Source organism: Paraburkholderia sp. EG287B, assembly GCF_040965595.1.
GTDB lineage: Bacteria > Pseudomonadota > Gammaproteobacteria > Burkholderiales > Burkholderiaceae > Paraburkholderia.
The window spans coordinates 166,233-179,905 of record NZ_JBFRCG010000009.1 but is presented as its reverse complement, the minus strand read 5'-3'; the positions used below and the strand labels follow the sequence as shown (position 1 = coordinate 179,905).

The 13,673-nt window shown below is 66.3% G+C and carries 12 protein-coding genes; 7 read left to right on the top strand and 5 right to left on the bottom strand.

Features of this window, described 5'->3' with window-relative positions; genetic code table 11:
• The 4 genes from AB4Y40_RS17980 to AB4Y40_RS17965 form a co-directional block, all read right to left on the bottom strand.
• Window positions 1-1,845, bottom strand: coding sequence for an Hsp70 family protein (locus AB4Y40_RS17980; protein ID WP_368688879.1), 1,845 nt, complete (start codon window positions 1,843-1,845; stop codon window positions 1-3).
• The gene (locus tag AB4Y40_RS17975) at window positions 1,842-2,426 is read right to left on the bottom strand and encodes a DUF2760 domain-containing protein (RefSeq protein ID WP_368688878.1); all 585 of its coding nucleotides are present in this window, start codon (window positions 2,424-2,426) and stop codon (window positions 1,842-1,844) included. The genes AB4Y40_RS17980 and AB4Y40_RS17975 overlap by 4 nt, the downstream gene beginning before the upstream one ends.
• 390 nt (window positions 2,427-2,816) lie before the next feature.
• The gene (locus tag AB4Y40_RS17970; protein WP_368688877.1) at window positions 2,817-3,326 is read right to left on the bottom strand and encodes a DUF1269 domain-containing protein; all 510 of its coding nucleotides are present in this window, start codon (window positions 3,324-3,326) and stop codon (window positions 2,817-2,819) included.
• A gap of 149 nt (window positions 3,327-3,475) precedes the next feature.
• Entirely contained in the window at window positions 3,476-5,395 is a 1,920-nt protein-coding gene (locus AB4Y40_RS17965) for a potassium transporter Kup (RefSeq protein WP_368688876.1), read from the bottom strand.
• Window positions 5,396-5,656: 261 nt separating this feature from the next.
• On the opposite strand from AB4Y40_RS17965, the gene AB4Y40_RS17960 reads away from it, so the two are divergent.
• From AB4Y40_RS17960 to AB4Y40_RS17930, 7 genes are all read left to right on the top strand, one after another.
• Complete coding sequence (locus AB4Y40_RS17960; RefSeq protein WP_368688875.1) at window positions 5,657-6,766, top strand: purine nucleoside permease; 1,110 nt, start codon at window positions 5,657-5,659, stop codon at window positions 6,764-6,766.
• A gap of 376 nt (window positions 6,767-7,142) precedes the next feature.
• Window positions 7,143-8,447, top strand: coding sequence for an NAD(P)/FAD-dependent oxidoreductase (locus AB4Y40_RS17955; RefSeq protein ID WP_368688874.1), 1,305 nt, complete (start codon window positions 7,143-7,145; stop codon window positions 8,445-8,447).
• A gap of 345 nt (window positions 8,448-8,792) precedes the next feature.
• Window positions 8,793-9,377: a UbiX family flavin prenyltransferase gene (locus tag AB4Y40_RS17950; RefSeq protein WP_368688873.1), complete on the top strand. Its 585-nt coding sequence runs from the start codon at window positions 8,793-8,795 to the stop codon at window positions 9,375-9,377.
• A gap of 122 nt (window positions 9,378-9,499) precedes the next feature.
• Window positions 9,500-10,672: a diguanylate cyclase gene (locus AB4Y40_RS17945; RefSeq protein ID WP_368688872.1), complete on the top strand. Its 1,173-nt coding sequence runs from the start codon at window positions 9,500-9,502 to the stop codon at window positions 10,670-10,672.
• Between the two features lie 125 nt (window positions 10,673-10,797).
• Window positions 10,798-11,829: an SGNH/GDSL hydrolase family protein gene (locus AB4Y40_RS17940; RefSeq protein ID WP_368688871.1), complete on the top strand. Its 1,032-nt coding sequence runs from the start codon at window positions 10,798-10,800 to the stop codon at window positions 11,827-11,829.
• A 65-nt stretch (window positions 11,830-11,894) separates the two neighbouring features.
• A complete protein-coding gene (locus AB4Y40_RS17935) occupies window positions 11,895-12,155 on the top strand; it encodes a hypothetical protein (protein ID WP_368688870.1) in 261 nt (86 codons plus the stop codon).
• A gap of 145 nt (window positions 12,156-12,300) precedes the next feature.
• A complete protein-coding gene (locus AB4Y40_RS17930) occupies window positions 12,301-12,963 on the top strand; it encodes a gamma-glutamylcyclotransferase (RefSeq protein WP_368688869.1) in 663 nt (220 codons plus the stop codon).
• Here AB4Y40_RS17930 and AB4Y40_RS17925 read toward each other — a convergent pair.
• A complete protein-coding gene (locus AB4Y40_RS17925) occupies window positions 12,960-13,610 on the bottom strand; it encodes a LysE family translocator (protein WP_368688868.1) in 651 nt (216 codons plus the stop codon). The genes AB4Y40_RS17930 and AB4Y40_RS17925 overlap by 4 nt on opposite strands.
• Window positions 13,611-13,673: the final 63 nt, after the last annotated feature.

Below are 13,673 nucleotides of genomic sequence, written 5' to 3'. Positions count from 1 at the left end.
TCAGTCGCCTGCTCCGCCACGCACGTCGAACTCGACCTTCCAGCGCTCGTTCGTGCCGCTCGGCATGGCTTCGAGCTCGAGCGTGCCCGCTTCCGTCACGCGCGCGTGCAGCTTCACGGGCACGACTTCGCCGGGCGTACGGCCTTCGGTCGGCAGCGTGGCCTGGATTTCCTCCAGCTCCTGCAATTCTTCGGGCGACCAGTAGTCGAGCATCGTGCCGACCTGATCCAGACGGCGCACCGACGAGCCGAAGAAACGGAAGTGCACGGGCTCACCTACGACTAGGCCGAACTCCTGCGGCGGCAGCGCCGCCTCCGTGCCCTCTTCCATGCCGAACGGCGCGACGCAGAGCGCCGACACCGGCGGCTCGAGCCCCGGCACCGCCGGCATGGCCGATTCGACGGCCACGTAATACGCGCGCGCCGTGCCGCCGCGAATGCGCACGCCCTTGCCGCGCTTCACGTAGCCGTAATAGGCCGCGCCGCGCGCCACCGCGAGGTCTAGATCGGCACCGCCGAGCAGGCGCGCGGGCGCCGCGCCCTCGGCCGCGAGCCAGCCGTTGAGGATATCGAGCACGCGTTGCGAGAGCAGCGCCGACTTGAATACGCCGCCGTTGAAAAGGACCGCCGTGGGATGCAGGAAGCTCGCGCCTGCGGGCGGCGCGCCAAAGCCTTCGAGTTCCGCGAGCGCCTGCACCTGGCGGCCGAGGAAGGCCGCGAGATGGCGCGTGACGCCCGCGTCCTGCGCGTACGGCAGGCCAAGCTGCGTGAGACCCACGCGCGTACGCACGGCGGGACGCGCGGCCGCGTCCACCTGCGGGAAGAAGCCTTCGAGAATGATCTGCGTGAGTTCGGCGCGCGTGAGTTCCGTGCGAATCGAGCCGCCGATCAGCTTCGAGCCGCGGCTCGGCACGACGATCGGCACCGTATCGACAGTCGCGTCGCTGAGCAGCGTTTCCTTGGCCGAGCGGCACGCATAGGTCAGCGCGCGCAGTTGCCACGGATCGGCCTGCGTGCCCTGGGTCGCGAGCTTGCGCGCGACCACGTGCGCGAGCGCGAGGTCCATGTTGTCGCCCCCGAGCAGGATGTGCTCGCCCACGGCCACGCGGTGCAGTTCGAGATTGCCTTCGCGCTCGACCACGGCGATCAGCGAAAGGTCGGTCGTGCCGCCGCCCACGTCCACGACGAGGATGATGTCGCCGACCTTCACGTCCTTGCGCCACGCGCCGCCGCTTTTCTGGATCCAGCTATAGAGCGCCGCCTGCGGCTCTTCCAGCAGCGTCATGTTGGCGTAGCCCGCCGCCTGCGCCGCCTCGGCCGTCAACTCGCGCGCGGCCGGGTCGAACGAGGCCGGGATCGTGACGGTGATCTCCTGCTCGCCGAACGGCGCCTCGGGATGCGCGTGGTCCCAGGCCTCGCGCAGGTGCGTGAGATAGCGCACCGAGCTTTCGAGCGGCGACACGCGCGTGACTTCGGGCGGCGCGTCGTTGGGCAGAATGGCCGCGCGGCGATCCACGCCGGGGTGACACAACCAGCTTTTGGCGCTCGACACGAGGCGGATCGGCGTGCCCGCGCCACGGCTGCGCGCAAGCTCGCCCACGGCGTACTCGCGCGTGGTGGTCCACGGCAGCGTGAGGTCGCCCGGCGTCAGCTCGCCCGCATGCGGCAAGTAGAGAAACGAAGGCAGCAGGTCGGGCGATTCCAGTGTGCCCGGCGCAGTCAGCTGGGTCACATTCAGCACGCCCTGCTGGGTCTTTTCGCCATCGCTGGCGCTGAGGTCGACGTAGGACAGCGCGCAATGCGTCGTGCCCAGGTCGACGCCAATCGAATAACGTGGATCGCTCACAGCTCCACCTCCGCCGGCGCGAGGATGCGCGCGTCGTGCGTCTTGACGAGTTGCGGCAGCTTGACCTCCTCGACGCGCCAGCCGCGATGCGTGAGGCTGCCGCTGAACGGCGCCTCGCCCACCACGTTGCCGGTCAGGCGTACGGCGGCGGCGTCGAAGCCGGCCGGCAGCGTCACGCGCGAGCCTTCGGACTCGCTGCGCACCGGGCGGATCGCGAAGTGGTCGCGCAGCGTGGCGCGGCAGCCTTCGTGGACGATGCGGGCGGCGGCGCCGATATCCGCATCGGCATAGCCGGCAATGTCTTCCTCGACGAAATCGACGAAGCGCGCGTTGCGCTGGAGCAGGCCGAGCAGCTGGAGTGCGGCGTCGGGCGTGGCTTCCTTGATGACGGTGGGTGCGGGTGCCGGTGCCGGCTTCGCGACCGGCGCCGCGGCGGGCGCGGGCGCGGCGGCGGCGGGTGCAAGCCCGCCTTCACGCAGACGGCGCACATTGGCGGCGAGCTCGCCGTCGCCGAGGATCGCGAAGAACGATCCCAGCGCGACCGAAAGGCGGCCGAAGAAAGACAGTTTCGATTCGGGCATGTAGACGACTCCAATATCGCTTGAGGGCTCGCAGACAAGGCGAGCCGACCTGCCGGGCTCGCAACGAGGCCCGATCGATGCCTGGAAGGAGGCGGCCGGCAGGGGAAACTCGAGCCCGGCACGGGCTCAAAACCCGTATTTTGCCTTGTCGCGGGCGCAAGCCGGTCAAAATGCGGATTTGGCGAGGGAATGGCGGGCCCGGCGGCGGGCGCGGGACGTTGGCGGCGGGCGGGCGGCGCGGCTGAACCTCGGCGGTCAGCGGCTGAACGCTGCGGCCCTAAAAAGGCGCGACAAGGCGGATGAAATGGGCGCGAACTCGACGACAGGCGGCGTGGGCAAACGCTCAAGGCCTGCGCCGCCGCCGTGATTCGCTATCAAGCCCCGGCACTTTCACGGAAAGATGGGCGTCGTCGCTTCCGCGCCTTCCACGTCGGCGCGCGGCACATGCTGCGCGATGTTCGCCTCGATCTCCGCTTCGCGCGAGCCGGGGACGTCGGCCATGACCAGCAGCTGGCCGTCCTCGATCTGCCCGTGAAAGCGCGAGAGCCGCGTGTTCGGTTCGTCCACGCCGATCATGCCGGCCACCCACGCGCCGAATATCATGCCTGCGAGCGTCAGCGCGACGACCACCCCGCCCGTGATATCGAAGTTCGCAGGCGGAAATATCAGCGCGACGAGACCGACGATGGCGCCGGTCGCCGCGCCGAACATCACGCCGCGCTCCAGCGCGTGCACGACGTCGCTGCGCTGCAGCAGCGAAGCCTCGGGCAAGCGATCGAGCCCCACGCTGTGATTGGCGAGCACATGGATATGACGCCACGTGATGCGCGCACGCAGCAGATCGTCGACGATCGCCTGCGCCGTGGTGGTGTCGGGAGCGAGGAAATAGAGGCGTCTCATGATGCCCTCCTTCCGTCATGCGGCGAGCCGCTTGCAACCGGCCCGCTGCCGCATGACTACGATGCGATTCCGATCATCCTACGCCTGAGTTCCCGCCAGCGCGACAGCCTGGCACGCGTTTGCGCGACAACCCAGGCGCGTCGAGCCGCCTAGATCTCGACGCGCGCCCCGACCTCGATCACGCGATTGGCCGGCAGCTTGAAGAACGCCGCGATATTGCCGACGTTGTGCAGCATCACCGCGAACAGACGCTCACGCCAGAGCGCCATGCCATGGCCGCGCTTCGGCACCACCACGGCGCGGCTGAGGAACCACGACGTCTCGTCGAGATCGAACGTCAAATCCGCGGACTTGTACGCGGCGAGCGTGCACGGCAAGTCCACCTCGTCCTTGAATCCGTAATTGACGATGGCGCAGTAGCAGCCCGGACAGAGCAGTTCGACCATCACGCGCTCGCTCTCGGCCACCCATGGCACGCTCTTCGTCTTCACGCTCAGGAATACTACGCGTTCGTGCAACACCCGGTTGTGCCGCAAGTTGTTGACGAGCGCGTGCGGTACGGCGTCGGCGTTCGGCGTGAGGAAGATCGCCGTGCCGCCCACGCGCACCGGCGAGCTCTCCAGCAGCGCCGCGAGATAGGGCTTGAGGGGCTTCTTGCCGGCGCGCTCGCGCGCTTCGGCCGCCATCATTTCCCAGCCCTTGCCCCAGGTCGCCATGACCGTGAACATCAGTGCGCCGATCACGAGCGGGAACCAGCCGCCATCCACGATCTTGAGCAGGTTGGCGGAGAAGAACATGGCGTCGATCACGAAGAAGAATGCCGTGGCGAACACGCACAGCAGCCAGTTGTAGTGCCACGCGTAACGCACGACGAAGAACGTGAGGAACGTCGTGATGAGCATCGTGCCGGTCACGGCGATGCCGTAAGCGGAGCCGAGCGCCGTCGACGAACGGAAACCCACCACCGCCGCGACCACGGCGACGAGCAGGATCCAGTTGATGCCGGGCACGTAGATCTGCCCGATTTCGCGCTCCGAGGTGTGCACGATATTCATGCGCGGCAGGAAGGAGAGTTGCATGGCCTGCATCGCCATGGAATACGTGCCCGAAATCACGGCCTGCGAGGCGATGACGGTGGCGACGGTCGCAAGCACGATCATCGGCACGATCGACCATTGCGGGAAGAGCCGGTAGAACGGGTTTTGCACGGCGCCCGGGTTGGCCAGCAGCAGCGCGCCCTGCCCGAGGTAATTGAGCGCGAGCGCGGGAAACACCATGCCGAACCACGTGAGGCGAATAGGCTGCTTGCCGAAGTGGCCCATGTCGGCATAGAGCGCTTCGGCGCCCGTGAGCGAGAGCACGACCGCGCCCAGCGCCACGAATGCGAGCCAGCGGTGATGCAGGCAAAACGCGATGCCCTCGCGCGGATCGAGCGCGAACAGCACGGCCGGCGCGGAGGCGATGTTGGCCACGCCTGCCGCGGCGATCACGACGAACCACAGCACCATCACCGGACCGAACACGGCGCCGATGCCGCCCGTGCCGTGCTTCTGCGTGACGAACAGCACGATCAGCGCCGTAAGCGTCACCGGAATCACATAGGTCTTGAGGCCAGGCTCGGCCACTTCGAGGCCTTCGACGGCGCTCAGCACCGAGATGGCCGGCGTAATCACGCTGTCACCGAAGAAGAGCGCCGCGCCCATCACGCCGATCACGAGCAGCGCGGCACGCAGATGCGGCCGCGACGCCACCGAAGAAGCTGCGAGCGCGAGCAGCGCCATGATGCCGCCCTCGCCGTGATTGTTCGCGCGCAGGATGAGCGCGACGTACTTGAGCGAGACGACGATCATGAGCGACCAGAAGATCAGCGAGACGATACCTACGATATTGAAAGCATTGACCGCAAGGCCGTTGCCGGGATCGAACACCGTGGCGAGCGTGTAGAGCGGGCTCGTGCCGATGTCACCGTAGACCACGCCGAGCGCGGCCAGCGCGAGCGCGGGAAGCGCCGGGCGATGCGGGCCGGAGTCGCCAAGGTGCCCGTGCGCCGCGGATGCGGATTGTCCCATGTCTCCCTCCTGGTGCTGCCGCATGCGGGCCGGGGGGCCGCGCGGCCTTGTCGCTTCGTGTTGGCGAGGCTGCCTCATTGGGCGCATTAGTCGAAGTATAGGAACTTGGCGCGAAAATGCGCCTGGCGTGGCGCACAACGGCAACAGCGCCATGCGAGGCGCCGTGCATTCGCAAAACTGTCATAGTCGAACGTATTTTGCTGAACATTCGCCCGATCAATCGGGTCGCCCGGTACGCGTACAACCATAAGGACATGCACAATGCGAACCCGCCTCACGCTCCTCTGCGCCGCGCTGGCGCTCGCTGCCTGCGCGGCGCAGCCCCGTTCAGCGCAACAGGACGCCGGAACGCTTTCTGCGCAACCCGCAGCCTTCGCGCAAGCGGGCGCCGCCGCACAAGGACGTCCGGTGAAAGTCATGATCGTGACGATGTTCGCACCCGAAGCGAAGACATGGCTCGATCGCCTCGGTCCCTGGGAGTCCGTGACAATCGCGGGCCTCTCGCCCGACTACCCCACTGTGCAATGCAATGCCGACGACGTCTGCGTGATGACGACCGGCATGGGCCACGCGAACGCCGCCGCCTCGACGATGGCCCTCGCCTTCGCGCCGCAGTTCGACCTGCGCAAGACCTACTTTCTGATCGCGGGCATCGCGGGTGTGAACCCCGGGCATGGCACGATCGGCTCGGCGGCCTGGTCGGACTGGCTCGTCGATTTCGGCCTGCAGTGGGAGATCGACGGCGATGGCCGCCCGCGCGGCTGGCACACCGGCTATCTCGGCATCAATACGAAAAGCCCCGGCGACAAGCCCGCGCTCGACTACCGCACCGAAGTGTTCCGCCTGAACCCGAGGCTCACCTCGGCCGCCTGGGCGATCTCGCGCGACGTGACGCTCGCCGATAGCCCGCAGGCCCAGGCCGCGCGCGCGAAATATGCTTACGCTCCCGCCAACCGGCCGCCCACGGTGATCCGTTGCGATTCGGTCGCTGACGATACCTGGTGGTCGGGCAAGGCGCTCGGCGCGAGGGCGAGCGAGTTCACGCGCCAGCTGACCGGCGGACAAGGCGTGTACTGCATGACGCAGCAGGAGGACAACGCCACGTTCGAAGCACTGAGCCGCGCGGCGCGTGCGCAACGCGTGGACCTCGATCGCGTGGCCGTGCTGCGCGCGGGCTCGGACTTCGATCGTCCGCATGCGGGCGAATCGAACGCGGCAAATCTGCTGAATTATGCGAGCCAGGGCGGCTTCGCACCTGCGTTGGAAAACCTCTTTCGCGCGGGCCATCCGCTCGTGCAGACCATCGTCGCGCATTGGAGCGAATGGCAGAATGGCATTCCCGCGAATTCGTCTGCGGCGTCGCCTCGCTAGCCATATAACGCCCTGTCCCCGCTTTACCTCACCGCAACGAAGCATCCTTGTGAGGAATACAGACGATCGGTGCATGCCGCTACCCGGCATGCATCGCCAATTCGCAAAGCAATTACAGCGCACGGTCGTTCATACGCATTGCGCATCGGAATGCGGGATTTCCGCTACTGAAATCCTCCTTTGACCGGATAGCTTTATCGCGGCATCTATGCCAGATTAGGTCTCACTCACTTCGAGCGCAGCGCAGGGGTCGCGAAGCGATGCGCCATGATTCCACGGGGGACAGCATGCACCGTTACTTTCCTCCCCTTCATGCCGTCACGCACATCATGTTCGCAAGCGTGCTCGCGTATGTGCATTCGCGAGTGCGCAAGTCATGAATACCGCCAGCATTGTCGTCCTCGGCGCGGGACCAGCGGGCGCAGCTGTTGCGCGCGCGCTCGTGGGCTTCGGTTATCACGTGCAGGTGGTGAGCGACTGGCGCCGCTTCGATGCTGCCGAAGCCTTATCGGCGCGCGTGATCGAAGCGTTGCGCCGCGCAGGCCTGCATCACGCAGCCAGTTGCGGCGAAGGGCCATGCGTGCGCACCACGCTCTGGAACGGCGCACTGCAAACACTCGACGCAGAATTTCTCGTGGACCGGCGCGTGTTCGATGCGGCCCTGCGCGAGGACCTGTCCAGCGCGGGCGTGGACGTGATCGAGGCGAACGTGCGCTCGCTGCATTCATCGTCCGCAGGTCACGATCTCATGATCGAAACCGCCGACGGACCGCTCACGTTACGCGCGGACTTTCTGATCGAAGCGCGCGGGCGCCTCGCGCCGCTGTTGCGCGACGCCACGCGCGGCCCGCAAACCGTGAGCCTGCTGAACGTCTGGAAGGGCCGTGCCGGCGCAGCAGCCACGGCGGTGGAAAGCCTGCCTGGCGGATGGGCATGGATGGCGCGTCTGGGCGACGGGCGCTGCTACTGGCAATTGACGCTGGACGTCACGAACCCCGAACTGCCGCAGCGCGATGAACTGCTCACGTTTTGCGAGCGCATGCGGCATTCGCCGCTTGCCAGCGACTTCTTCGCGGGCGACGCCGCGACCGACGCGCGCCTCTACGCGCGCAGCAGCACTGCCACGCTATGCGGCCGTACTGGAGGCCATAACTGGTTGCGCGTGGGCGACGCCGCCATGGCCGTCGATCCGCTCGCGGGCAATGGCGTGTTCCAGTCGCTCACCTCCGCGTTGCAGGCACCGGCGGTGATCCATACGCTGCTCGAGCGGCCCGAGCGTGCGCCGCTCGCGCTGCGCTTTCATCAGCAGCGCATCGAGCAGTTGTTCATGCGCTTTGCGCGCACCGGGCGCGATGTCTATGCGCTCGAACAGCGGTGGACGACGCAGCCGTTCTGGCAAACGCGTGGTGCGTGGCCCGACGACCGGCCGGCTCACGTGAGCGCCGATTTCAACGAGTTGAATGTGGGGCGCGCGCCCGTGATTGATGGCGGCATGATTGCCGAAGCGGATGTGGTCGCTAGTCCGGACCAGCCGCTTGGGATCTGGCATCTTTGCGATGCTGCGCTTGCGCCTGTGGTTGAGGCGTTGCGGCGCGAGCCCGCTGAGCAGGTGCTCAAGTCGCTCGATGCCGATCAGGCAAGGATGATTCGGCATTGGCTTGCCATGCAGGATTGTCCTTAGCCTTTTTGGTTTTTTGGCCTTTTTCTGTTTTGGCCTTTCCTTGTTTTCGTGGCGGTATGCCAGTGTTGCCCCTGTGCAGGGTACCGCCACGAAAACAAGAAAAGGCAAAAGCGCCCTGAGCGAGCACAAAAAAGTCAATCGGACTCCCGAGCAAAAAAATCACCCGCGCCCCAGCGCCACCATCTCTATCAAAGCCCGCGTCCCCGCCGACCGATAATACGCCCGCGTAGCGATCACCACTTCGCTATACCCGTTCGCCGTACCCTCTGCGCGACGAATTCGTGCGGGCGAAGTTCAAGGAAGTGGACCCGCGCCCGTTCGCCCCCACGCTGTTCGGGGGCGATCATGAGTAAGCGCGCCCTGCATGGCCGCAAGCGGCTGATCGTCGGCGTCACCGGCGCCACGAGTTTCATCTATGCGGAGCGCACATTGCGCCTGTTGCGGGAGATGGAGGTCGAGACGCATCTCGTGATCTCACGCGCGGCCGAACTCACGCGCGAATACGAGTCGAGACTCTCGCGCGAAGCCGTGCACGCGCTCGCCGACCATGTCCACCCGATCGCCGACGTGGGCGCCTCCATCGCGTCAGGATCGTTCCGCACGCTTGGCATGCTCGTCGTGCCGTGCTCGATGCGCACTGTCGACGAGATCGCCTCGGGCGTCACCAGCACGCTGCTCACGCGCGCCGCCGATGTGGTGCTCAAGGAGCGCCTGCCGCTCGTGCTGATGGTGCGGGAAACGCCGCTGAACCTCATCCATCTGCGCAACATGACGACGGTGACCGAAGCCGGCACGGTGGTATTCCCGCCGGTGCCCGCGTTCTACGCGAAGCCCGTGAGCCTGCAGGACATGGTCGGTCATTCGGTGAGCCGCGCGCTCGACCAGTTCGGGCTCGATACGGAACGCATCGAGGCGTGGCGCGACGCGTGACGCCGTAGTGGCACGCCGGGACACGCGCCGGACACAATCAGGGAACGACCATCGCGGTATTAAGTTTCGGCGTAAAATGCGCGTTCGCCGCGAAGTACCGGCGTAGAAGCCTCACGCCAGCGATGCACGTCGATCTACTTACCATCTACTTCCTCCTGATCGGGACCCTGCTAGCCAGTTCCCTGATGACGCTCTGGGAGCATCGTACGCATCCCGCGCGCAGCAAGGCATTGCGGATACTGGCCGGGGGCTACGCCACCCTCGCGGCCGGCTGCGCCGCGGTGCTCGTGCGCGCCGATCTGCCCGGCGTATGGGGCGCCGCCCTGAGCAACCTCGTCATGATGGCCGGCTATCTGCTGGTCCTGCATGGCGTCGCGACGCTGAACGGGCGGCACTACCGGGCGGCCTCGATCGCCCTGCTCGCGTTGATCGCGCTGACATGGGCCACATGGGGCGCACGGCATCCGCAGGCCATGTGGTACTACGCGAGCGCGTTTCCCATTGCGCTGGTGAGCGCCATGACCTCGCGCGAGCTGCTGCGCGGCGACGGCATGAAAGGCGGGCAATCGCGCCACGTCGCGACGTTCGTCACGGCAGTCCACGCGCTCTTCTACGTGTTCAGGACCTTTGTCCTGCCGTTGCTGGGCAGCCGCTATGGGGACGGCTTCGTCGCGCTCGTCAGCAAGATCACGATGTATGAAGGCGTGCTGTATTCGATCATTCTGCCCATGGCCCTGATCAAGCTGGTACGCGAGGAAACGCATGGGCAGCTGTTGCGCGAGTCCCAGACGGACTACCTGACCCGCCTTGGCAACCGCCGCTGGTTCTTCGAAGAAGGCGAGCGCGTGATGAGCGAGGTCGGGACGCGTCAGCCGCCCGCGGCGCGCCGGCCGGTTTCGCTGCTCGCCTTCGATCTCGACCACTTCAAGACCATCAACGATCGCTACGGCCACAAGACCGGCGACGAAGTCCTCAAGACGTTCGCGGACATTGCCCGCAGCGCCATGGGACCCGAGGCGATCCTCGCGCGCATAGGCGGCGAAGAGTTCGCCGCCCTGCTGCCGGGCCATGACCGCGTGCACGCCAAAGCGGTGGGCGAAGCGATCGCGAGGCGTTTCGCTCAAACGCCCATGAACAAGGTCGATGGCGTCGCCATCCGCGCCACGGTGAGCATCGGCCTCGCGCAGCACGGTCACGAAGCGTCCACGCTCTCCGACCTGCTGGCCGCCGCCGACGCCGCGCTCTACAGCGCGAAAGCGCTGGGCGGCAACCGGCTCGAAATGCTGGTTCTTTGACGCTTCACGCCACGCCCAGCCTTCCAGTCAGCTATTTGTAGGCTACGCGCATCCTTTTTGCTAGCCCTCTTGGGCCCGCCCTATCCGGTCGCGGGTGCAATCGCGTCAAGCGGTAAGGGGGCACAATGGCAACGATCGATACCCGGATCCGGGGGGCAATTTCCGCCGGACTGATTTTCCTGCTCGCGGCTTGCGGTGGCGGCGGTGGCGGTGGAGGCGGTGGAGGCTCGAGCACCGGCACGAGCACACCGGCGGGCGGCGTCAAGCTGCAGGTCGTCTCGTTCGGCGACAGCCTTTCCGACGTCGGGACCTACGCGCCGCTTGCGAGCGCCGTGGGCGGCGGGCGCTTCACGACCAACCCCGGTCAGGTCTGGTCCCAGGACGTCGCGCAGTATTATGGGGACACTCTGAACGCCGCATACACCGTCGGCCTCGATCACAAGCTGAGCGCGCAAGGCGGCTTCGGCTACGCAGAGGGCGGCTCGACGGTCGCCACGCCGGCCAACCAGTACGACTTCCTCTCGGACGTGATCGGCAACATCGAAATGCCGGTCAATCAGCAGGTTTCGAGCTATCTCTCCGCTCACGGCACCTTCAACTCCGGCCAGCTCGTGCTGGTCTGGGCAGGCGCGAACGATGTGCTGCGCGCCGGCAACCCGCCGACCGCCAATACGGTCGTGCAGACTGCCGCCACGACGCTCGCTCAAGTCGTCGGGCAGATCGTGCAGGCCGGCGCCACGCATGTCGTGGTGATCAATGTGCCGAACGTCGGCCTCTCGCCCAAGGGCATCACCTCGGCCGATGGCGGCGCGAACCTGACCCAGCTCTCGCAGCTCTTCAACTCGACGTTGAACGGTGCGTTGCAGACGGACGGCCTGCAAGGCAAGGTCATCGAAGTCGATTCCTACACCTGGATCACGCAGCTCGTCGCAAACTTCCAGGCGAGCGGATTTACCGTGTCCAACACGGCCCAGGCGTGCGACGCTTCGAAAACGCCGGACAACACCTCACTGCTCTGCTCGCCCGCCACCTACGTCTCGGCTCATGCCGACCAGACCTATATGTTCGCCGACGACCTCCACCCGACCACGCACACGCATGCGCTGTTCGCGCAGTTCGTCGAGCAGCAGATCGCGGCGAGCGGTCTCGGTCATTGAGTGCTGTGCTGAAGCGGCCGCGCCGGCTATGAGCACGGCCGCTTGCGAAGTCATCAAGATTCCCGGTGATTTCCGGCGACCTCCGCGATCTCGTGACGGCTCATCCAGAACTTGGCCGGCCGGCCGGGTTCCTTGCGTCGCAAACCATCGAGGGGCAGACACGCCTCGACAAGCTCAAGCGTCTGGCAATCGAGGCTGGCGTCCCCGATTTCCGCGAATATGTGCTGCGACCGCACGTGATCCTGTATGCCCACTCCGAAACGCGCGCCGTGGTCCTCTCGATTCGTCACCAGCGCGAACTTGGCTATGCACCGCCGAGTGATTGATGGCGCTCGCATCCCTGCGGGACAAAGACAAAACCCACCCCGATTGTCGCCCCCAGTTGAACGCAGCATCGCGTTCCAGCCACTTTATCCACGCACGCGCCGACCGCATACTTCGTGACGTAGCCTCCACCGACCCGTCAACGCCATGCTAAACAGGGACGCCATTCGCTCCGGTGCGTTTCTCGAGAGTTTCAGCCATCTCCCGCCGGAAATTCTCTGGACGCAAGCCCAGATCGCCCAGTCGCTCGCCGATACGATGGCGAAGCGCCCCGCCGGCGAAGAGGTCTGGGTGTTCGGCTACGGCTCGCTCATGTGGAATCCGCTCTCGCACTTCGACCAGCGCGCGTACGCCACGCTGCACGGCTGGCGCCGGAGCTTTTGCATTCGCCTGTTCGGCGGGCGCGGCACGCCGCAGCGCCCCGGCCGCATGCTCGCGCTGGAGCGCGGCGGCGATACGCAAGGCGTGGTGCTGCGCCTCGATACGGCCACGCTCGAGGAAGAGCTGCACATTCTCTGGACCCGCGAGATGCTGACCGGCGCCTACACGCCGGCCTGGACCACCGTGACGCTCGCCACCGGCAAAACGCGGCACGCCCTCGCCTTCGTGGCGAACACCTGCCCGCATCAATACGAGGCCGATTCGAGCCCTGCGACTGTCGCACGCGCGATTGCCCAGGCGCATGGACCGCTCGGCAGCAACGCGGAATATGTGTTCCAGCTCAGGCAGGCGCTCGCGGACTGCGCAATGACCGACGCCTACGTCGAGGAAGTGGCGCAAGCCCTCGAACGTTTCGAAACGACGTCTTAAGCGAGCCGCGCGAGACCCGTGACCATCTGAACGACGCCAAACGCGGCAATCGCAACGGCGGAAAACATGGAGATGCCCCGCGTGAACGCGAGCGGCAGCTTCGTACGCAGTGCCGACGTCACGCCGCTCAGGAACAGCCACCACACGGCCGAACCCGCGAACACGCCCGTCACCATCGTCACCATCAGCGCCGCCGAAAAACCTGCCGGCGCGCCCTGCTCGCCTGGCATGGCCGGCAGGGGGCCGAGCGCGGCAAACGCGGCGATGAACGAAAAAATGGTCAGGGGGTTCGAGAGTGTCAGCGCAAACGTCGTGAGGAAGTCCCGCGTGACCGGGCTGCGCGGGGTCTCCTCTACGGCGGCAGGCGTGCCAGGCGACTCGCGCGCGATGGTCCACGCCATCCACACCAGAAATGCGCCGCCCGCTGCCTTCAACACGACCGTCAGCATCGGCAGCGCCGTCACGATCCCAGCCACGCCGAGCGCGCCGAGCAGGCCATAAAACGCATCCGCGCAGGCCGCGCCAATGCCCGTTGCGAAGCCGGAGTAAAACCCGCGGCTCAGGCTGCGCTGGATGCACAGCATGCCGATGGCCCCGACCGGTGCGGCGATGCAAAAGCCCATCGCCACGGCTTTGACGAACAACATGTCCCCTCTCCCGCAATGCGTGTTCTATAGGGAGCTATCGTAGACGGCGCGGAGTATCCGCAG

Excerpts from the sequence above, each read along its gene's own strand:
- AB4Y40_RS17975 (WP_368688878.1), bottom strand. The coding sequence starts at position 2,426 with ATGCCCGAATCGAAACTGTCTTTCTTCGGCCGCCTTTCGGTCGCGCTG.
- AB4Y40_RS17970 (WP_368688877.1), bottom strand. The coding sequence starts at position 3,326 with ATGAGACGCCTCTATTTCCTCGCTCCCGACACCACCACGGCGCAGGCG.
- AB4Y40_RS17965 (WP_368688876.1), bottom strand. The coding sequence starts at position 5,395 with ATGGGACAATCCGCATCCGCGGCGCACGGGCACCTTGGCGACTCCGGC.
- AB4Y40_RS17960 (WP_368688875.1), top strand. The coding sequence starts at position 5,657 with ATGCGAACCCGCCTCACGCTCCTCTGCGCCGCGCTGGCGCTCGCTGCC.
- AB4Y40_RS17955 (WP_368688874.1), top strand. The coding sequence starts at position 7,143 with ATGAATACCGCCAGCATTGTCGTCCTCGGCGCGGGACCAGCGGGCGCA.
- AB4Y40_RS17950 (WP_368688873.1), top strand. The coding sequence starts at position 8,793 with ATGAGTAAGCGCGCCCTGCATGGCCGCAAGCGGCTGATCGTCGGCGTC.
- AB4Y40_RS17945 (WP_368688872.1), top strand. The coding sequence starts at position 9,500 with ATGCACGTCGATCTACTTACCATCTACTTCCTCCTGATCGGGACCCTG.
- AB4Y40_RS17940 (WP_368688871.1), top strand. The coding sequence starts at position 10,798 with ATGGCAACGATCGATACCCGGATCCGGGGGGCAATTTCCGCCGGACTG.
- AB4Y40_RS17930 (WP_368688869.1), top strand. The coding sequence starts at position 12,301 with ATGCTAAACAGGGACGCCATTCGCTCCGGTGCGTTTCTCGAGAGTTTC.
- AB4Y40_RS17925 (WP_368688868.1), bottom strand. The coding sequence starts at position 13,610 with ATGTTGTTCGTCAAAGCCGTGGCGATGGGCTTTTGCATCGCCGCACCG.